Annotated in this window: 16 protein-coding genes and 1 other annotated feature; of the genes, 11 read left to right on the forward strand and 5 right to left on the reverse strand. The window is 27.8% G+C overall.

The annotated features are described in order from the left end of the window. Positions 1-14 precede the first annotated feature (14 nt). Positions 15-368, reverse strand: coding sequence for a tetratricopeptide repeat protein (locus HMPREF1092_RS05470; protein WP_002597633.1), 354 nt, complete (start codon positions 366-368; stop codon positions 15-17). A 193-nt stretch (positions 369-561) separates the two neighbouring features. On the opposite strand from HMPREF1092_RS05470, the gene HMPREF1092_RS05475 reads away from it, so the two are divergent. Together HMPREF1092_RS05475 and HMPREF1092_RS05480 are read left to right on the forward strand one after the other, a co-directional pair. After that, on the forward strand, positions 562-4,791 hold the full coding sequence (locus HMPREF1092_RS05475; RefSeq protein ID WP_002597634.1) for a 2-hydroxyacyl-CoA dehydratase: 4,230 nt from the start codon (positions 562-564) through the stop codon (positions 4,789-4,791). 77 nt (positions 4,792-4,868) lie between these two features. After that, positions 4,869-5,087, forward strand: a binding site (T-box leader). A gap of 45 nt (positions 5,088-5,132) precedes the next feature. Next, positions 5,133-7,778 (forward strand): valine--tRNA ligase, encoded by a 2,646-nt coding sequence (locus HMPREF1092_RS05480; RefSeq protein WP_002597635.1) that lies wholly within the window; start codon positions 5,133-5,135, stop codon positions 7,776-7,778. A 37-nt stretch (positions 7,779-7,815) separates the two neighbouring features. Here the strand turns inward: HMPREF1092_RS05480 and HMPREF1092_RS05485 are convergent, their stop codons facing one another. Then, on the reverse strand, positions 7,816-9,030 hold the full coding sequence (locus HMPREF1092_RS05485) for an FprA family A-type flavoprotein (RefSeq protein WP_002597636.1): 1,215 nt from the start codon (positions 9,028-9,030) through the stop codon (positions 7,816-7,818). A 255-nt stretch (positions 9,031-9,285) separates the two neighbouring features. Between HMPREF1092_RS05485 and HMPREF1092_RS05490 the strand changes: the two genes are divergently transcribed. After that, a complete protein-coding gene (locus HMPREF1092_RS05490) occupies positions 9,286-10,593 on the forward strand; it encodes a bifunctional folylpolyglutamate synthase/dihydrofolate synthase (RefSeq protein WP_002597637.1) in 1,308 nt (435 codons plus the stop codon). A 45-nt stretch (positions 10,594-10,638) separates the two neighbouring features. Here the strand turns inward: HMPREF1092_RS05490 and HMPREF1092_RS05495 are convergent, their stop codons facing one another. Then, a complete protein-coding gene (locus tag HMPREF1092_RS05495) occupies positions 10,639-10,884 on the reverse strand; it encodes a TIGR03905 family TSCPD domain-containing protein (protein WP_002597638.1) in 246 nt (81 codons plus the stop codon). Positions 10,885-11,036: 152 nt separating this feature from the next. Here HMPREF1092_RS05495 and HMPREF1092_RS05500 point away from each other — a divergent pair, with 152 nt between their 5' ends. Beyond that, positions 11,037-11,888 carry a YncE family protein gene (locus tag HMPREF1092_RS05500; protein WP_002597639.1) on the forward strand — a complete coding sequence of 284 codons (852 nt, stop codon included), beginning with the start codon at positions 11,037-11,039 and terminating at the stop codon, positions 11,886-11,888. A gap of 19 nt (positions 11,889-11,907) precedes the next feature. Here the strand turns inward: HMPREF1092_RS05500 and HMPREF1092_RS05505 are convergent, their stop codons facing one another. Further along, positions 11,908-12,444 carry a DUF4364 family protein gene (locus tag HMPREF1092_RS05505; protein WP_002597640.1) on the reverse strand — a complete coding sequence of 179 codons (537 nt, stop codon included), beginning with the start codon at positions 12,442-12,444 and terminating at the stop codon, positions 11,908-11,910. Between the two features lie 127 nt (positions 12,445-12,571). Between HMPREF1092_RS05505 and HMPREF1092_RS05510 the strand changes: the two genes are divergently transcribed. After that, positions 12,572-13,288 carry a polysaccharide deacetylase family protein gene (locus HMPREF1092_RS05510; RefSeq protein WP_002597641.1) on the forward strand — a complete coding sequence of 239 codons (717 nt, stop codon included), beginning with the start codon at positions 12,572-12,574 and terminating at the stop codon, positions 13,286-13,288. Between the two features lie 137 nt (positions 13,289-13,425). After that, entirely contained in the window at positions 13,426-14,097 is a 672-nt protein-coding gene (locus HMPREF1092_RS05515) for a single-stranded DNA-binding protein (protein WP_002597642.1), read from the forward strand. A gap of 35 nt (positions 14,098-14,132) precedes the next feature. Here HMPREF1092_RS05515 and dapD read toward each other — a convergent pair whose 3' ends face one another. Then, positions 14,133-14,843 (reverse strand): 2,3,4,5-tetrahydropyridine-2,6-dicarboxylate N-acetyltransferase, encoded by a 711-nt coding sequence (gene dapD / locus HMPREF1092_RS05520; protein WP_002597643.1) that lies wholly within the window; start codon positions 14,841-14,843, stop codon positions 14,133-14,135. A gap of 147 nt (positions 14,844-14,990) precedes the next feature. On the opposite strand from dapD, the gene HMPREF1092_RS05525 reads away from it, so the two are divergent. The 5 genes from HMPREF1092_RS05525 (at position 14,991) to HMPREF1092_RS05545 (ending at position 19,995) form a co-directional block, all read left to right on the forward strand. After that, complete coding sequence (locus HMPREF1092_RS05525) at positions 14,991-15,527, forward strand: cob(I)yrinic acid a,c-diamide adenosyltransferase (protein ID WP_002597644.1); 537 nt, start codon at positions 14,991-14,993, stop codon at positions 15,525-15,527. After that, entirely contained in the window at positions 15,527-16,660 is a 1,134-nt protein-coding gene (locus tag HMPREF1092_RS05530; protein WP_002597645.1) for a pyridoxal phosphate-dependent aminotransferase, read from the forward strand. The genes HMPREF1092_RS05525 and HMPREF1092_RS05530 overlap by 1 nt, the downstream gene beginning before the upstream one ends. A gap of 416 nt (positions 16,661-17,076) precedes the next feature. Then, entirely contained in the window at positions 17,077-18,006 is a 930-nt protein-coding gene (locus tag HMPREF1092_RS05535; protein WP_002597646.1) for an ABC transporter permease, read from the forward strand. Positions 18,007-18,018: 12 nt separating this feature from the next. Further along, the gene (locus HMPREF1092_RS05540) at positions 18,019-18,960 is read left to right on the forward strand and encodes an ABC transporter permease (RefSeq protein ID WP_002597647.1); all 942 of its coding nucleotides are present in this window, start codon (positions 18,019-18,021) and stop codon (positions 18,958-18,960) included. Positions 18,961-18,972: 12 nt separating this feature from the next. Then, complete coding sequence (locus HMPREF1092_RS05545; RefSeq protein ID WP_002597648.1) at positions 18,973-19,995, forward strand: ABC transporter ATP-binding protein; 1,023 nt, start codon at positions 18,973-18,975, stop codon at positions 19,993-19,995. Position 19,996 lies beyond the last annotated feature (1 nt).

A 19,996-nucleotide genomic window follows, 5' to 3' on the forward strand; every position in this document is an offset into this window, starting at 1 on the left:
TTATTTTAAACCTCCTAATCTTTTTTATATTTTGAAATTAAAAGTTTTATTGCCTTTTCACATTCTTCATCACTATTATTTAATGCCCAAGCCATATTAAAGTAAATTAAAGCCTTTTTATGAATATCTTGCATAGCGTAGCAATATCCAAGATTGAAAAAATATTTACTTTCTCTTTGGATGTCAATTGCTTTTTTTAACATATCAATTGCAGAAGAATACTCTTTTAACTTTATAAAACATACACCTGCATTATAATATGAGCATGCTTGATTATCATTAGATTTAACAGCTTTTTTGTAAAAATCAATAGCTTTTTTATACTCATGAGTATTATATAATCTGTTACCTTCATTAAAATAATTCAAAATATAACCTCCTAGATAGAATGTCTGTTATAATTATTTACATTATGGGCATTATTTGTATATTATATACATAAAATAAAAAAATATGATATTTTAAATTAATTTTAAATTTTACAATTATAGTTGATTTAGAATTAAATATTATATAATATCAATATATGCGATTTAATTTAAAAATAAAGAGGTGTAAACAATGGAAAAATTTAAACTGGGGCTAGATGTAGGGTCTACAACAGTTAAAGTTGTCTTATTAGATAAACAAGACCAAATGGTTTTTAGTGAATATAGAAGACATTTTTCAAACATAAAGCAAACCATAATAGACATTATGAAGGAATGTTTTGAAAAATTTGGAGATTTAAAATTATCTGTAACTATAACTGGATCAGGAGGACTTTCTATGGCCAATTGGTTAGGAGTAAAGTTTGTTCAAGAAGTTATAGCATGTACAGAAACTATTGAAAATGTAATTCCACAAACAGATGTAGCTATAGAGCTAGGGGGAGAAGATGCAAAAATAACTTATTTAAAAGGTGGAATAGAACAAAGAATGAATGGTTCTTGTGCTGGGGGGACAGGAGCTTTCATAGATCAAATGGCATCACTTTTAAATACTGATGCTACAGGGTTAAATGAATTAGCTAAAAGCTATACAGTTATTTATCCTATTGCTTCAAGATGTGGTGTATTTGCAAAAACAGATGTTCAACCACTTATTAATGAAGGTGCTAAAAAAGAAGATATTGCAGCATCAGTACTTCAAGCAGTTGTTAATCAAACAATTGGCGGACTTGCTTGTGGGAAGCCTATTAAAGGGCATGTAGCATTCTTAGGAGGACCTTTATATTTCTTATCAGAATTAAGAAAAAGATTTATAGAAACTTTAGAGCTTACTGATGAAGAAATAATATTCCCAGAAAATCCTCAGCTATTTGTTGCAATGGGAGCGGCTCTTTTATCAAAAGAAGAAGATCCTATAGATTTCGTAGACTTAATAGAAAAAGTAAATGGAATGAGCGATGCTAAGGATGATGAAGTATTAAGATTAGACAAACTATTTAAAACTGAAGAAGAATTTAATAAATTTAACGAAAGACATAATAAAGCAAAAGCTAAGAGAGCAGATATAAAAGATGCAAAAGGAAAAGTATTCTTAGGTATAGATGCAGGGTCAACAACAACAAAAGTAGTTTTAATAAATGAAAATGATGAAATAATTTACTCATACTATGGTGGAAATGGAGGAAATCCATTAAAGAAAATCGTAGATATTATGAAAGAATTATATTCTGAATTACCTAAAGAAGCAAAAATAGCAAAAGCTACTGTTACAGGATATGGAGAGGCTCTTATAAAATCAGCTTTACATATGGATTTAGGAGAAATAGAAACAATAGCTCACTATAAAGCAGCAGATCATTTCTTACCAGGAGTAGACTTTATTCTTGATATTGGTGGTCAAGATATGAAATGCTTAAAAATAAAAAATGGAGTAATTGATAGCATACTTTTAAATGAAGCTTGTTCATCAGGATGTGGTTCTTTTATAGAAACTTTTGGAAAGTCTTTAGGCTTAGAAGTTGAAGATTTTGCAAAATCAGCATTAGATTCAGATAGTCCAGTTGACTTAGGATCAAGATGTACAGTGTTTATGAATTCAAAAGTTAAACAAGCTCAGAAGGAAGGGGCTTCAGTAGGAGATATTTCAGCAGGTCTTTCTTACTCAGTTATAAAAAATGCTTTATATAAAGTTATAAAAATTAGAGACCCAAAAGAAATGGGTGAAAAGATAATAGTTCAAGGTGGAACTTTCTACAATGATGCAGTTTTAAGAACATTTGAGTTGATTTCTGAAAGAGAAGCAGTAAGACCAGATATAGCAGGACTTATGGGAGCTTTCGGAGCAGCTATAATTTCTAAAGAAAGATATGTAGAAGGAGAAGAATCTACTATATTAAAAGAAGATCAATTAAAAGATTTTGATATGACATCTGAATTTAGAAGATGTGGTCTTTGTGGAAATAACTGTCTTTTAACTATAAATAAATTTACTACTGATGAAGAATTTATTTCAGGAAATAGATGTGAGAGAGGATTAGGTATTCAAATAAAGAAAGATACAGTACCAAATCTTTATAAATATAAATTCAAGAGAACTTTTGGATATAAACCATTATCAGTTGAAGAAGCTAAAAGAGGAACTATAGGATTACCTAGAGTATTAAACATGTATGAAAACTATCCTTTATGGTTTACACTTTTAACTGAACTTGGATTTAGAGTACAATTATCACCTGTATCATCTAAATCACTTTATGAAAAAGGAATAGATACAATCCCATCAGATTCAGCATGTTATCCAGCTAAATTAGTTCATGGACATGTTGCATCACTTATTGAAAGAGGATTTAAAAATATATTCTATCCATGTATATCTTATGAAAAGAAAGAATTTAGTGATTCAAACAATCACTATAACTGTCCTATGGTAACTTCATATCCAGAAGTTATTAAAAATAATATGGATGCAATAAAAGAAAAAAATATTAATTATATGACTCCTTTCTTCTCATTAAATGATGAAAAAGTTCTTGCAAAAAGAATTGTTCAAGAATTTAAAATGTTTAATGTAACATTAGATGAAGCTAAAAGAGCAGTTAAAAAGGCATTTGAAGAAAGAGAAGCTTATAAACGTGATTTAAGAGAAAAAGGTGAAGAAACTCTTAAATATTTAAAAGAAAACAATATGAAAGGTATTGTTTTAACAGGTAGACCATATCATGTTGATCCAGAAATAAATCATGGTATACCAGATGTTATAGCCTCATTCAAAATGGCTGTAATACCAGAAGATTGTATTTCTCATTTAGGAAAATTAACAACTAAATTAAGGGTAGTTGACCAATGGACATATCATGCAAGACTTTATAGAGCAGCAGCTTTTGTAAGAGATTGTGATGAACTGGAAATGATACAACTTAACTCATTTGGTTGTGGACTTGATGCTGTAACAACAGATCAGGTAAATGAAATATTAGCTGAAAAAGGTAAAATTTATACAGTATTAAAGATAGATGAAGGAAATAACTTAGGAGCTGCTAAAATAAGAATAAGATCTCTTAAAGCTGCTATTGAAGAGAGAGATAGAAATAACTATAAACCAGTATATGAAGATAATTCATACAAAAATATAGTATTTACAAAAGAAATGAGAAAAACTCATACTTTACTTGTTCCACAAATGTCTCCAATTCACTTTGATAAATTAGAAGTAGCAGGTAGAGCAGCTGACTTTAATATAGAGATATTACCAGCAAATGATACACATGCAGTTGATGAAGGATTAAAATTTGTTAATAATGACGCATGTTATCCATCAATAATAGTAATTGGACAAATAATTGCAGCTTTAAAATCAGGAAAATATGATTTAAATAATACTTCAGTTATAATAAGTCAAACTGGAGGAGGATGTAGAGCAACTAACTACATTGGGTTCTTAAAACTTGCTCTTAAAAATGCAGGTTATGAAAATGTACCAGTATTATCATTAAATGCTGTTGGACTTGAAAAACAACCAGGATTTAAGATAACTCTTAAATTTGTTAAGAAAGCTCTTATGGCAATTATATACGGAGATTTATTCATGAGAGTTTTATATAAAACAAGACCTTATGAAAAAGTTAAAGGATCAGCAAATAAGTTATATGATAAATGGAATGAAATTGCAAAAGAAAATATAAGAAATGGTGGAAAAAAAGAATTTAATAATATTATCAGAGGAATAATAAAAGACTTTGATAATTTAGAATTATTAGACATTAAGAAGCCAAAAGTAGGAGTTGTTGGTGAGATTTTAGTTAAATACCACCCAACTGCAAATAATGATATTGTAAGCTTATTAGAAAGAGAAGGAGCAGAAGCAGTAGTTCCTGATTTACTTGATTTCTTCTTCTATTCAGCATATGATAGTGACTTTAAGCAAAAATTCCTAGGAACAGGAAAACTTGAAAGAAATATAAGTATGCTTGTTATGAAATATATGGATAGCTATAGAAAAGTTATGAAAGATGAACTTAATAAGAGTAAGAGATTTGAAGCACCTAGAGATATTAGGGATTTAGGAAAGCTTGCATCAGAAATACTTTCATTAGGACATCAAACTGGAGAAGGTTGGTTCTTAACAGGAGAAATGATAGAACTTATAGAATCAGGTTCAGAAAATATAGTTTGTATGCAACCATTTGGATGTCTTCCAAACCATGTAACTGGTAAAGGAATGATGAAGGCATTAAAAGCTAAATATCCACAAGCTAATATTGTTGCAGTTGACTATGATCCAGGAGCTTCAGAAGTAAACCAAGTAAATAGAATTAAACTTATGCTATCTGTAGCATTTAAGAAATTAAAAGAAGAAAAATAATATTTTTAGTAAAAAACAGAAATATTGACAAAAAGAAAATTATAATATAACATATTATATAAATTATAATTGTATAAAAAAAGGCTTAGAAAAAGAGGAGTAAGAATAAGAAATATTAAAGAGAGAAGGGATTAGGTGAGAGCCCTTTATAGGAATTATTCTGAAGGTAGCTTTGGAGCTTTCCTTGTGAAATTATAGTAGCTAGGAACGGTTGTAAATCGTTAATTAATTAAGTGCATAGAAAATAGTATAATTTTCTATGAATAAAGGTGGTACCACGAGCTTTCGTCCTTTCATAGGATGAAAGCTCTTTTTATTTTATAAAATTAGGAGGAATTTAAATGTCAGAAATAAATAACCTTCAAACTACTTATAGTCCTAAAGAGTTTGAAGATAGAATTTATAAAAATTGGGAAGAAAAAAAATATTTTACGCCAAAGGTAGATAAGAGTAAGAAACCTTATTCAATAGTTATGCCACCACCAAATATAACTGGTAAACTTCATTTAGGTCATGCACTTGATAATACACTTCAAGATATGCTTATAAGATTTAAAAGAATGCAAGGTTATTCAACTTTATGGTTACCAGGACAAGATCATGCTTCAATTGCAACAGAAGTTAAAGTTGAAAATGAACTTTTAAAGCAAGGTCTTAAAAAGAAAGAAATGGGTAGAGAAGCTTTCTTAGAAAAAGTTTGGGAATGGACAGATGAATATAGAGAAAGAATAAGAACTCAACTTAAAAAAATGGGTTGTTCTGCTGACTTTACAAGAGAAGCATTTACAATGGATGAGCATTTAGATAAAGCAGTAAAACATGTTTTCGTTAAGTTATATAATGAAGGACTTATATATCAAGGAAATAGAATAACAAACTGGTGTCCTAAGTGTCAAACTGCTCTTTCAGATGCAGAAATAGAATATGAAGAAAAAGAAGGACATTTTTGGCATATAAATTATCCTTTAGCTGATGGTTCAGGATATTTAGAAATAGCAACAACAAGACCAGAAACTTTACTAGGAGATACAGCAGTTGCAGTAAATCCAGCTGATGAAAGATTCAAGCATTTAATAGGAAAAACTCTTATACTTCCACTTGTAAATAGAGAAATTCCTATAGTTGGTGATGATTATGTTGATTTAGAATTTGGAACAGGAGCTGTAAAAATAACACCTGCTCATGATCCTAATGATTTCCAAGTAGGAAAGAGACATAACTTAGAAATTATAAGAGTTATGGATGATAAAGGAATAATAAATGAAAAAGGTCTAAAATATCAAGGTATGGATAGATATGAAGCTAGACGTGCTATGGTAAAAGATCTTGAAGATTTAGGACTTTTAGTTAAAGTTAAACCTCATACACATAATGTAGGAACACATGATAGATGCGGAACTGTTGTTGAGCCAATAATCTCAAAACAATGGTATGTAAAGATGGAAAGTCTTGCAAAACCAGCAATAGAAGTTGTAAAAAATAAAGAAACTAAGTTTATACCAGAAAGATTTGAAAAAACTTATTTTAACTGGATGGAAAACATTCAAGATTGGTGTATTTCAAGACAATTATGGTGGGGACATAGAATTCCAGTATGGTATTGTAAAGATTGTAATGAAATAATTGTTTCAGAAACAGAAGTATGCAAATGTTCAAAATGTGGAAGTGAAAACTTAGAACAAGAAACAGATGTATTAGATACTTGGTTCTCATCAGCATTATGGCCTTTTTCAACTTTAGGTTGGCCAGAAAAAACAGAAGATTTAGAGTACTTCTATCCAACAAATACTCTAGTTACAGGATATGATATAATATTCTTCTGGGTTTCAAGAATGATATTTAGTGGAATTCATAATATGGATAAGAGTCCATTTGAAAATGTTCTTATACACGGAATAATAAGAGATTCTCAAGGAAGAAAAATGAGTAAATCTCTTGGTAATGGAGTAGATCCATTAGAAGTAATAGAAGAGTATGGAGCTGATGCATTAAGATTTATGCTTGTTACAGGAAATGCTCCAGGAAATGATATAAGATATTATCCTGAAAGAGTTGAATCAGCTAGAAACTTTGCAAATAAAATTTGGAATGCATCAAGATTTGTTATGATGAATCTTGACAGAGAACTTATGGATGAATTTAAAGATTCAAAAGAATATACTTTAGCTGATAAATGGATATTATCTAAAATGAATACTCTTATAAAAGAAGTAACAGAAAACATGGATAAATTTGAACTTGGAATTGCACTTCAAAAAGTTTATGATTTCATGTGGACTGAGTTCTGTGATTGGTATATAGAACTTGTTAAACCAGTATTATATGGTGATGATAGAAAAGCAAAAGGTATAACATTTAATGTTTTATATACTGTATTAGAAACAGGATTAAAATTATTACATCCAGTAATGCCATTTATAACAGAAGAAATATTTACTCACTTAAATGACAAAGAGGAAACTATAACACTTTCAGCTTGGCCAGAATACAAAGAAGAATTAAATGATTCTAATGCAGAAGAAAATATGGCATATGTAATAGAAGGAATAAAAGGACTAAGAAATGTAAGAGCTGAAATGAATGTACCACCTTCAAGAAAGGCAAATGTAATTTGCTATATTGGAGAAGAAGCTAAAGAAGCATTCTTAAGTGGTAAAGGATATATAGAAAAACTTGCATCTGCAAATGAAGTAACATTTATAGAAGATAAAAAAGAAGTTCCAGAAAATGCAGTATCACTTGTAGTTAAAGGTGGAGAATTATTTATGCCACTTCTTGACTTAGTTGATAAAGAAAAAGAACTTGAAAGATTAAATAAAGAGCTTAAAAAATTAGAAGGCGAAATCGGAAGAATAGATAAAAAACTTTCAAATGCTGGTTTCGTTGCTAAAGCTCCAGAGGCAGTAGTTAATGGAGAAAAAGAAAAAAGAGAAAAGTATGTTCAAATGTTAGAAGCAGTAAAAGTTAGAATAAATGCATTAAATTAATAAATAAAAAAGGTAGATTTAAAATCTACCTTTTTTATTATATTTCGCCAAACATTTTCTTAGAGAAGTTTTCTCCGAATTCATTTAATTGTTTAATTTGATCTTCAGAAGCTCTGAATTTAATAGCAAATCCATCAGCTACTAGTTTCATTTTTAGTTCTTTTAATCTATTATCCATTCTAGGAACTGCTTCTCCGCTCCATCCATAAGAACCAAATGATGCTGCAAATTTACCACCATGAATAATAGGATTTAAATTTGCCATAAGAATTCTAATTGGAGGTAATAATTCATTAACTATAGTAGGAGAACCGAATAATATACCATCTGATTCTTCTATATCTTTAATTATATCTGCAGTTTCATGATAAATTACATCATATAGTTTAACTTCAACATTATGATTCTTCTTTATACCATCTGCTATAGCTTTTGCCATTTCAGCAGTATAACCATAAGCACTAACATAAGCTATAGTAACTTTTTTATCACCATTTATAGAAGGTTTAACTGGTGTACTCCATTCTTTATAGATATTTACTATTTCCATAGGATTATCTCTTAATACTGGACCATGACCAGGACAGATAACATCTATATCTAAATCTTTAATTTTATTTATAGCTTTAAGAACAAATGGTTTAAATGGTCCAAAGATACAATCATAATAATATCTAAGAGCTTCTAAATAATCTTCTCTATTTTCAACTAAATCATTAAATATATTTTCACTTGAGTAGTGGCTTCCGAAAGAGTCACAAGTTACTAATACATTGTCCTCTTTTATATAAGTATACATAGAATCTGGCCAATGTAAAAATGGAGCAGAAATAAATTTTAATGTTTTATTACCAAGAGATAGTTCATCACCATCTTTAGCTATTATATAATCAAAATCTCTATTTATAATTTCTTTTAAGTAGTTTATAGCTTGGGAAGAACCAACTACTTTAGCTTTTGGAGAAAGCTCTAATATTTTTCCAACTGATCCAGCATGGTCAGGTTCAGTATGATCAACTACAATATAGTCAATTTCATTTTCTTTTATTCCTAAGCTTTGAAGAGTTTTTAAATATTCATCAAAGCATTTTTCTTTAACTGTTTCAAAAAGCGCTGTTTTTTCATTTCCTTTAACAAGATATGAATTATAAGTTGTTCCAAATTTTGTATACATTATAATATCAAATACTTTTAAGTTTGGGTCTAAAGCACCAACCCAATAAATATCTTTCTTTATTTCTTTAAACTTCATCCTAAACACCTCACAAATAATAATAATAAATTTTATTAAACAATAATACTTATTACTCAAATAAGTATAACAAATTTTATCAGTTAAGTAAACAAACTATTAAAGTAAAATTTAAATTAGATAAAAAAGCAAAAATATTTTATAGTAATATTATAAACCTTTATTTAGACAATATTTTGGTTTAAAATGTTAATGAAGTTAAATTTATATTTGATATGTGTGAATAAAATACTAATAAAATGTGGAGGAGAAATTATGAATTATATAGAAGCAATGAATTATATACATAAAGTTGGGAATTTTGGTTCCAATTATGGATTAGAAAGAGTAGAAAGATTATTAGAATTATTAGGAAATCCACAAAAGAATTTAAAGGTAATACATATAGGTGGAACAAATGGAAAAGGTTCTACCACAGCTATGATAACTAATATGTTAATGGAAGAGGGATATAATGTAGGAATGTATACCTCACCTTTCTTAGAGGAGTTTGAGGAAAGAATTCAAATAAATAGGAATAATATAGAAAAAGATAAGTTAGCATTTTATGTTGAAAAAATAAAAGACGTAGTTGATATTGTAAAAGAAGAAGGATTAGGTAATCCAACAGAGTTTGAAATAATAACTTGTATAATGTTTAAATATTTTTATGATGAAAAAGTAGATTATGCAGTAGTAGAAGTTGGACTAGGTGGAAGATTAGATGCTACAAATGTAATAAATCCAATAATATCAGTTTTAGCTTCGATTAGTTTAGATCATATGAATATACTTGGTAATACTATTGAAGAGATAACCAGAGAGAAATGTGGAATTATTAAAGATGGAATAAAAGTTATAACATATCCTCAGATTAAAAATGTTATGGAAATAATAGAAGAGACTGCAAAGGCTAAAAATTCAAAATTAATAAAATTAAATGCTGAAGATAGTAAATTTATAAATATAGAAAAAATAAATGGTAGAGTATATCAAAAGATATTAATTAAAGGATCTATTAGGGACTATATTTTAAATATGAGTTTATTAGGAAAACATCAAATTTTAAATGGATTAGTAGCAGTTAGAGTTGTTGAAGAAGTATTAAGTTTAGAAAATAAAGATCCTAAGAATATAGAGAAGGCTATGGAGAAAGTAGTTTGGAATGGTAGATTAGAAACTCTAGGAGAAAATCCAACAGTAATTATAGATGGTGCTCATAATATAGATGGAATATCTAGATTAAAGGAAAATATAGAAGCATATTTTAAATATAATAAAAAATATTTATTAATTGGTATATTAGCAGATAAACAAGTAGAAGAGATGATAAAATGTATTGTTCCAGGTTGTGAAGAAATAGTAGCTCTTACTCCTCATAGTGAAAGAGCTGAACTTGCAGAAGAATTAAAGACAGAGATAGAAAAAATAAATAAAAATGTAGTAAGTTTTAAAAACTATGAAGATGGATTTAAATATATTTATGATAAAGCTAACAAAGATGATTTAATAATTGCAACTGGATCTTTATATATGATAGGAGAAATGAGAGGAATAATTAGAAAAAGTTTAAATAGAAAATAAATAAAAAGAGTTAACTTTTATATTTGTAAAGTTAACTCTTTTATTTTATTTATTTTTTAATTTCCTTAAAGCTATTGATAATTGATCTGGACAAGAAGTATCTTTATTTCCACATTTAATACCTTGTAATTTTTCAATAGCAGAATCAATATTCATTCCTTTAACAAGAGATGATATTCCAAAAAGATTACCTGGACAACCTTTTATAAATTCTACTGATTTTATAATATCTCCTTCAGTTTCAATATGGATTTCAGTTGAACAAACTCCTTGTGTTTTATATATAAACATTAGTACCCCTCCTAAAAATATTTACTAATATATTATAATTCTATATAAAAAAATAATAAAGGAGAAAAATGGAGTATTTTGTTCCCATAAGTAATTTTTTCACATACAATAGATTAAATGAAACTTCCAAATTTTAAGGAGAAATAAATACTATGAGAAATATTATTGTGTGTAATACTGATAATGATAGTTTAACCAGAATTAATATTGATAGAATGAGTGTGGACACATTGCCCTTAAAGCTTGGGGGAGAGAAGATTGGGCCTATAAGTATTGATGTGAAAGGCGAAAGGGGGGTAATAGCAAATTGCTATTCAGATAGCATAACTTTTATAAATACAAGAAAATTTATAGAAGAAAATAATTTTTTAATAGGAAAATATCCTAATGATATTAAATGGAGAGATGACTATATTTATGTAACATGTGGAGATTCGAATTCATTAATAATCTTTAATGAAAAAGAAAAGAGAATAGATTTTGAAATAAAAGTTGGAGATTATCCAAACTCTATTTCAATAGATAGTGAAAAAAAATATGTATATGTATCTAATATGAATAGTAATAGTATAACTATAATAGATAATGAGACAAAAAAAGTTGAAAGAGAAATATATTTAAAGAATTCTCCAACAAAAATATATTTATCAAAAGATAAGAAAAACATATATGTCTGTGAAAATACATTTGAAGAGAATATGGAAGGAATGCTAAAAATATATTCATTAAATGATTTTTCTCTTTTAAATGAATATAATATCGGAGCGTTTCCAATTGATATATTTGAGAAAGATGGTTTTGTGTATTCGGCTAATTTTGGAGATGGAAGTATAAGAGTAGTAAATTTAAAAAATAAAGATAGTTATAAATTTATATTAGGAGGTATGCCCAGAGAAATACTTAAAATAGATGAAAATATTATTGTTTCTGATTATTATTCAGGAAGAATATTTATAATTGATGAAAATACTATGCATAAAAAAATCATTGCATTAGGAAATTAGCCTAGTGCAATGATTTCTATTAATTTTCTTCATTGAATAGAAGCTTAATTATTTGATTATAAATTTCAGAAGGATTTTCTTGCCACTTATTGCAAACATAAGTGGCTTGTTTTTTTGTTGGAACTGAAAGTTTAAGGTCAATTAATGGAGAATCATCCTCAAGAGCTTTTATATGAATTAAAAAATTATTATTTTTAGTTATTGTATAATCGCTATGTATGGTTAATTCTTTTTTTATAAGATCTATATGAGACTTTATATATTCAGTTATTGAATTTAATTTTGAAGCGGATATTCTATCTTTAAAAAATGAAAGAACATTTTCACCTTTTTCAGTTAATCTTATTAGGTTTTTATCTGAAACTTCAATATAATTGATAAATTGGGCTTCAAGAAGCTCACTTATATATTGCTGTAGAGTAAAATAATTAATGAAACTATTTTCTAAAATAATCTCAGTTAGTTGAGAATTAGTAATTGGTTGTTTAAGTACTTTTAAAATATATAAAACCAATAACTTATTTTCAGCTAATTCTAAAGAACTTTCTTCATGCATACTAAAACCTCCACTTTACTTTGAAAATATATAGTAATTATAGCATAAATTTTTATATAGTGTAATTTAGTACTAAATAAAAATTTAGTTAATATAATGTAATATAGTAATTATATAAGAGGAAAATATGAAAATTATAAAAGGAATTAGTTTATTTTTTTGTATAATATTATTTTTAGTTATCGGAATAAAAGTAAAAAGTAATATAAAATTAGTAAACGATATAAATATAATAAAAAAAGAGCCGATATATAAAATAGATACAGAAAAAAAAGAAGTTTTTCTTACCTTTGATATAAATTGGGCAGAAAAAGATAATACTTATACAATTTTAGAGCTTTTAGAAAAGTATGATGTTAAGGCAACATTTTTTATCATGGGAAAATGGATAAAATATCCTGATGGAAATTTACCTAAACTAAAAGCTATAGTAGAAAAAGGACATGATATAGGAAACCATAGTTATGTTCATCCTGATTTTACTCAGATATCAAAGGAAAGAATGGAAAAAGAAATAAAAGACACAGAAAACATATTAAAAGAATCAGTAAATGTAGATACAAAAATATTTAGATTTCCAAGTGGAGCATTTTCAAAAGAAGCTGTTGAAAAGGTTTATAGTTTAGGATATATTCCAGTTGGATGGGATGTTGATTCAAAGGACTGGTTAAATGAGGGGGCTGAGAAAGAGTATAGGAATGTAAAAAGTAAAATAACAAATGGTTCAATAATTTTATATCATAATAATGGAAAATATACTCCAGAAAATATAGAAAGATTAATATTAGAATTAAAAAATGAAGGATATGAATTTAACTGTTTATCAAAAAAGTTAACTAAATAGACATAAAAGAAATAAAAATGAAATAAATTTTAAAAAATATTGATAAATAAGTTCATGATGTATTATAATGGAAATATATTTGTGTTGGGGTTTATAAGAGCACAAATCTTTTAGTACAAAGGGAGAGAGGGGTTACAATGGATAATTTAATGTTAAACAATAAGATTTACTTAGAAGGAAAGATAGTTTCAGAAAAAAAATTTAGTCATGAAATGTATGGGGAAGGTTTTTATACTTTTGATTTAGAAGTTATGAGATTAAGTGATTCAGTAGATATATTAAATATAACTGTTTCAGAAAGGCTTTTAACAGGAGTAGACATAAGTGTGGGAACTGAGGTAGTTGTTGATGGTCAGCTAAGATCATACAATAAATTTATGGATGGAACAAACAAGCTTATATTAACTGTTTTTGCAAGAAATATAGAGCCTTGTTTAGAAAGAAGTAAAAATCCAAATGAAATTTATTTAGATGGGTATATTTGTAAAGAGCCAGTATATAGAACAACTCCATTTGGAAGAGAAATTGCAGACGTTTTATTAGCAGTAAATAGAGCTTATAATAAGTCAGATTATATTCCTACTATAGCTTGGGGAAGAAATTCAAGATTCTGCAAAATGCTAGAGGTTGGAGATAATATAAGAATTTGGGGTAGACTTCAAAGCAGAGAATACCAAAAGAAAATTTCTGACACAGAAGTTATAAAAAAGGTTGCATATGAAGTTTCTATATCAAAAATGGAAAGAGTTAGAGATTCTGAAGAGAATACAGATGCAGTTCTTCAAAATAATGAAGAAGGAGCAGTATAAAATAAAGCAAGTACAATATTGTACTTGCTTTTTTATTATTTTCTTAAATCATCTAAAAGTTGTGTTTTATCTTTTGTTTTATCATCAACAGATTTTATTATTTTTGCAGGAGAACCAGCTACTACTACTCCAGCAGGAACATCTTCAGTAACAACAGAACCTGCTGCAACAACAGCACCATCTCCGATTTTTATTCCTTCTAGAATAACAGCATTAGCTCCTATTAAAACATTATCTCCTATTTCACATGGTGATTTACTTGGTGGTTCAAGAACACCAGCAACAACAGCACCTGCTCCTAAGTGAACATTTTTTCCTAGTTTTCCACGAGCACCTATAACAGCATTCATGTCAACCATAGTTCCTTCACCAATTTCAGCACCTATGTTAATAACTGCTCCCATCATAATAACAGCATTTTTACCAATTGCAACTCTATCACGAATTATAGCACCTGGTTCTATTCTTGCATCAATTTCTTTTATGTCAAGCATAGGGATAGCAGAGTTTCTTCTATCATTTTCAATTCTAAAATGTTTAATTTTATCTTTATTATCAAGAATTACTTCTGTAAGTATGTCTGATTCACCAATTAATATATAGAAGTTATCAGTTCCATACCATTCTATCTTATCTAGGTTAGCATCTTTAAGATTACCATTAACAAAAATCTTAAGAGGTGTAGATTTTTTAGTTTCTTTTATGAATCTTGCGATTTCATATGGATCAGTAAAATTATATTCCATAGTATCATCCCTTCTAATAATGTCGAATATTTATATATGTATTTAATTATAATAAAAAATTAGCTTTATTTAAAGAGGTAAACGAAAAAAAATCGCATTTGCGAGTATAGTGGTAATAATGTAAAATAATCAAAAGGAGTGATAAATATGAAGTTAGAAAAAGGATTAGTTCAAATATATACTGGAAATGGAAAAGGAAAAACTACAGCTGCTATAGGTCAAGGAATTAGAGCTTACGGAAATGGGCTTAAAGTAAAAATGCTACAATTTTTAAAAGGTGGATATACTGGAGAATTAAAAACAATAGAAGAACTTGGAGAAAATTTTAAAATATATAGATTTGAAACTAAAAAAGATTTTGTTTGGAATTTAAATGAAGAACAAATAGAGCTTTTAAAAAAAGAAATAAGAATGGGGTATAATTTTATATTAGAAAGATTAGAAAAAAATGATACAGATGTCCTTATAATAGATGAAATTATGGGAGTTTTAAAAAATAAATTTTTAACTGAAGAAGAAGTACTATACATAATAGAAAATAAACCAGAAAATATGGAAATTATAATGACAGGTAGAAATGTTCCAGATAAAATAGCTGAAAAAGCAGATTTAGTTACAGAAATGAAAATGATAAAACATTATTATGAAAAGGGGATTCCAAGTAGAAAGGGGATAGAATTTTAATGAATGAAAATGTTAAATCAGTACAAATATCAGGCATAAGAAAATTTTATAATGAGGTAGTAAAAGTTAAAGGTGCAATTTCATTAACATTAGGTCAACCGGATTTTAATACACCTAATTGTATAAAAGAAGAAATGAAAAAAGCTATAGATGAAGATAAAACAACTTATACTCCAAATGCTGGGATAATCCAATTAAGAGAAGAAATATCAAAATATTTAAAAACTTTAAATATAAATTATTCAAAAGAAGATATATGTATAACAGTTGGCGGAAGTGAAGGATTATATTCTGTATTTCAAAGTTTAGTTAATCCAGGAGAAAATGTATTAATACCTACTCCTGCATATCCAGCTTATGAAAGTATAGTAAAAATAATTGGTGGAAAAGTATTTAATTATAATTTAAATGAAGACTTTTCTCTTAACATAGAAGAAATAAAAAGAAGTTTAGATGAAAGTAATTCAAAAATTTTAGTACTTTCTTTTCCAACAAATCCTACAGGTGCTATTTTAGATAAAGAAGGAAGAGACAAGTTAATTAAATTAATTAAAGATAGAGAGATAATAGTTATAACTGATGAAATATATGCATCTATAATTTATGATGACTATTATTCAATAGCACAAGAAGATGAAATTTTAGATAAAGTAATATATATAAGTGGATTTTCAAAGATGTTTTCAGCAACTGGACTTAGAATTGGATATGTATGTTCTAAAAAAGATTTAATGAATGAAATAATGAAAGTACATCAATATGGCGTATCATGTGCAACATCTATAGTTCAATATGGAATGATTTCAGGTTTGAAAAATGGATTAAGTGAAGTAGAGAAAATGAAACAAGAATTTAAAAATAGAAGAGATTTTGTTTGTGAAAGACTTACTAAAATGGGGTTAGAACATACAGTACCTAAAGGAGCTTTTTATGTATTTCCATCAATTAAAAAGTTTAATTTAAGCTCATATGAGTTTTGTAGGAAATTATTAAATGAAGAAAAAGTAGCTTGTGTACCTGGAGATGCTTTTGGTGAAGGCGGAGAAGGATATATAAGAATATCTTATTGCTATTCAATAGAAGAATTAAAATTAGCTTTAGATAAAATAGAGGATTTTATAAAGAGATTATAATATATAAAATTATGTTATTAAAATAAGACTAGGATATATCCTAGTCTTATTTTAATTATTAGAAAGAGTAATATGTTTGTACTATATGTACAAAAAATAAGAAGTGTAAGATTGGAATAGAAAAAGAAAAAATGAAAAAAATAAATATAAATAAGTAAAATTTTAACATTATGATATAAATTGAATGTAGAATTTAATTCCAAATAAAGAATAAAAATCCTTTAGAATAGCAAATGAAAACGTAATCAAAAAATTTTGCTTAAAAAGTGTTTAAATTTAAAAAATGAATATTTTTTATTAAACTGTTAAAAATGAAGCAAATTATTTATCAAAGTAATTTGACATTAAGGTTAGATAGAATATAATTATTAATAAATTAGCCATTGTAAATGGCAAGAATGAATGGGGGGGTTAATATGGCAAAATACATAGGAGAAAGAATATTAATAAGTATTGTTACTATATGGGTAGTAGTAACTTTAACATTTTTCCTAATAAGATTAATGCCAGGTGGTCCGTTTGATGGTGAGAAAGTAACGGCAGAAATGAAAGAAATTCTAAATGAAAAATATGGTTTGGACAAGCCAATCGGAGAACAATATAAAATTTATATGAGTAATCTTCTAAAAGGTGATTTAGGAGAATCAATGCAATTTAGAGGAAGACAAGTTTCAGAAACTATAAAATATTCTTTCCCTAAATCAGCAAAATTAGGAATAGTTGCAGTGATTGTATCACTTATCACAGGAGTATTATTAGGAATAGTATCTGCTCTTAAATCAGGAAAATGGCCAGATAGATTATGTATGTTTATAGCAACGTTAGGAATAACAATTCCAAGTTTCGTAATAAGCTCATTATTAATTTATGTTTTAGTAGTTAAATTAAAAATAATACCAACTGCCATAGGTTTAGATAAACCAGTAAATTATATTATGCCAGTTATAGCTCTTGCGGGATCTTCAATGGCATTTATAACTAGACTTACAAGAAGTAAACTTATAGATGTTTTAAAATCAGATTATATAAGAACAGCAAAGGCGAAAGGACTAAGTGGAAGGGTAGTAATATTTAAACATGCTTTAAGAAATTCGCTTATACCTATAGTAACTTATATGGGACCATTAATTGCAGGAATTCTTACTGGATCATTTGTAGTAGAAAAAATATTTGGAATACCTGGACTTGGAAATGAATTTGTATCAACAATAACAAGTAGAGATTATACAATGCTTTTAGGAGTGGTTATATTCTTTAGTACATTAATAGTTGTTTGTAACTTAATAGTAGATATCTTATATGTAATTATTGATCCAAGAATAAAACTATCAAACTTAGAAAGTTAGGGGGGAAAACAAATGGAAAATTTAAAAATTAGTGAAGATATGTTTACTCCTATTTCTAAGGAGGAAAAACAATTTGAGAAAAATGTTAGGCCAAGTGTTGGATATTGGAAAGATGCTTGGAGAAGATTGAAAACTAATAAAGTAGCATTAGGCTCACTTATTGTGATAATACTTTTAGTTATTATGGTTATTGTAACACCAATGGTTTCTCAATATGCTTATGATGCACAAGATATGGCAGCTACTAGCCAAAGACCTGGAGGATCACATATATTTGGAACAGATACTTTAGGACGTGATTTATTTGTAAGAGTTATGATGGGTGCAAAATATTCTCTTATAGTTGGAGTAGGAGCAGCCATAATAAATCTTTTTATAGGTGTAATATATGGAGCTATTGCAGGATTCTTTGGTGGAAAAGTGGATACTATAATGATGAGAATAGTAGATTGTCTTTATTCCATACCAACAATGATATATGCTGTTTTAATAATGGCAGTATTAAAAGGATCAGAATTTGATAAGACGGGAATTATTAGTATAATGATAGCTCTTTCAATTTCTTATTGGGTAGGTATGGCAAGAATAGTAAGAGGAGATATTCTTCAATTAAAACAGCAAGAATTTGTACTTGCAGCAAAAGCTTTAGGAGCTTCAAAGGGAAGAATATTATTTAAACATTTAATACCAAATTGTATAGGATCAATTATAGTAACTATGACTTTACTGATTCCACAAGCAATATTTACAGAAGCTTTTTTAAGCTATATTGGGCTTGGAATAAATGCACCAAGAGCATCACTTGGTACACTTTGTAGTGAAGCACAAAGTGTAATAACAATTTACCCTTATCAATTATTTTTCCCAGCTCTTGTTATATGCATAATAATTTTAGCATTTAACTTACTTGGAGATGGATTAACAGAAGCATTAGATCCAAAACATCAAAGATAGGAGGAAAATGAAATGGAAAAAATTTTAGAGGTAAAAGAATTAAAAACTTCATTTAAGACTCATATAGGTGATGTAAAAGCAGTTAGAGGAGTAACTTTTCATGTTAATAAGGGAGAAGCTTTAGGAATAGTTGGAGAATCAGGGTGCGGAAAATCAGTAACTATGATGTCAATAATGAAATTGCTTGCTGAAAATGCAAAAATAGATTGTAAAGAAATTTTATTTAATGGAGAAGATATAAGTAAATATTCAGAAAAACAAATGGAAGAAATAAGAGGAGAAAAGATGGGAATGATATTTCAAGATCCTATGACATCTTTAAATCCTTTATATACAATAGGTGAACAACTTATAGAGCATTATATGAAACATAAAAAAGCTTCAAAGAAAGAAGCATGGGAAAAAGGAATAGAAATGTTAGGGTTAGTTGGAATTCCAAGTCCTGAAAAAAGAATGAAACAATATCCACATGAATTTTCAGGAGGAATGAGACAAAGAGCTATGATAGCAATAAGTCTTATGTGTGAGCCTGAATTATTAATAGCAGATGAGCCTACAACAGCTCTTGACGTAACTATACAAGCTCAAATATTAGATTTAATGAAAAGCTTAAAATCAAAGTTAAATACAGCAATTATACTTATAACTCATGATTTAGGAGTAGTAGCTGACCTTTGTTCAAGAATAAATGTAATGTATGGTGGAGTAATAGTTGAAACTGGAAGTGCAGAGGATATTTTTTATAGAGGAAAACATCCATATACATGGGGACTTTTAAAGAGTGTTCCAGATCCTATGAAAAAAGAAAAAGAAAAATTAATACCAATAGATGGACAACCACCAGATCTCTTAAAACCACCAGTAGGATGTCCATTTGCAGATAGATGTGATTATACAATGAAAATTTGTATGGAAAATTTACCTCCTTTATTTGATTTAGAGGATGGTCATAAATCTAGATGTTGGCTTTGTCATAAAAATGCTCCAAAAGTAGATAGAGCTTTAAATGAATTAGAGAAAGTAGGAGGAAGATAAA

It is taken from the genome of Clostridium thermobutyricum (assembly GCF_000371465.1).
GTDB lineage: Bacteria > Bacillota > Clostridia > Clostridiales > Clostridiaceae > Clostridium > Clostridium thermobutyricum.

Excerpts from the sequence above, each read along its gene's own strand:
- HMPREF1092_RS05495 (WP_002597638.1), bottom strand. The coding sequence starts at position 10,884 with ATGTTTATATATAAAACACAAGGAGTTTGTTCAACTGAAATCCATATT.
- HMPREF1092_RS05515 (WP_002597642.1), top strand. The coding sequence starts at position 13,426 with ATGGATAATTTAATGTTAAACAATAAGATTTACTTAGAAGGAAAGATA.
- HMPREF1092_RS05500 (WP_002597639.1), top strand. The coding sequence starts at position 11,037 with ATGAGAAATATTATTGTGTGTAATACTGATAATGATAGTTTAACCAGA.
- HMPREF1092_RS05485 (WP_002597636.1), bottom strand. The coding sequence starts at position 9,030 with ATGAAGTTTAAAGAAATAAAGAAAGATATTTATTGGGTTGGTGCTTTA.
- HMPREF1092_RS05530 (WP_002597645.1), top strand. The coding sequence starts at position 15,527 with ATGAATGAAAATGTTAAATCAGTACAAATATCAGGCATAAGAAAATTT.
- HMPREF1092_RS05475 (WP_002597634.1), top strand. The coding sequence starts at position 562 with ATGGAAAAATTTAAACTGGGGCTAGATGTAGGGTCTACAACAGTTAAA.
- dapD (WP_002597643.1), bottom strand. The coding sequence starts at position 14,843 with ATGGAATATAATTTTACTGATCCATATGAAATCGCAAGATTCATAAAA.
- HMPREF1092_RS05480 (WP_002597635.1), top strand. The coding sequence starts at position 5,133 with ATGTCAGAAATAAATAACCTTCAAACTACTTATAGTCCTAAAGAGTTT.
- HMPREF1092_RS05490 (WP_002597637.1), top strand. The coding sequence starts at position 9,286 with ATGAATTATATAGAAGCAATGAATTATATACATAAAGTTGGGAATTTT.
- HMPREF1092_RS05535 (WP_002597646.1), top strand. The coding sequence starts at position 17,077 with ATGGCAAAATACATAGGAGAAAGAATATTAATAAGTATTGTTACTATA.
- HMPREF1092_RS05505 (WP_002597640.1), bottom strand. The coding sequence starts at position 12,444 with ATGCATGAAGAAAGTTCTTTAGAATTAGCTGAAAATAAGTTATTGGTT.
- HMPREF1092_RS05540 (WP_002597647.1), top strand. The coding sequence starts at position 18,019 with ATGGAAAATTTAAAAATTAGTGAAGATATGTTTACTCCTATTTCTAAG.
- HMPREF1092_RS05545 (WP_002597648.1), top strand. The coding sequence starts at position 18,973 with ATGGAAAAAATTTTAGAGGTAAAAGAATTAAAAACTTCATTTAAGACT.
- HMPREF1092_RS05510 (WP_002597641.1), top strand. The coding sequence starts at position 12,572 with ATGAAAATTATAAAAGGAATTAGTTTATTTTTTTGTATAATATTATTT.
- HMPREF1092_RS05525 (WP_002597644.1), top strand. The coding sequence starts at position 14,991 with ATGAAGTTAGAAAAAGGATTAGTTCAAATATATACTGGAAATGGAAAA.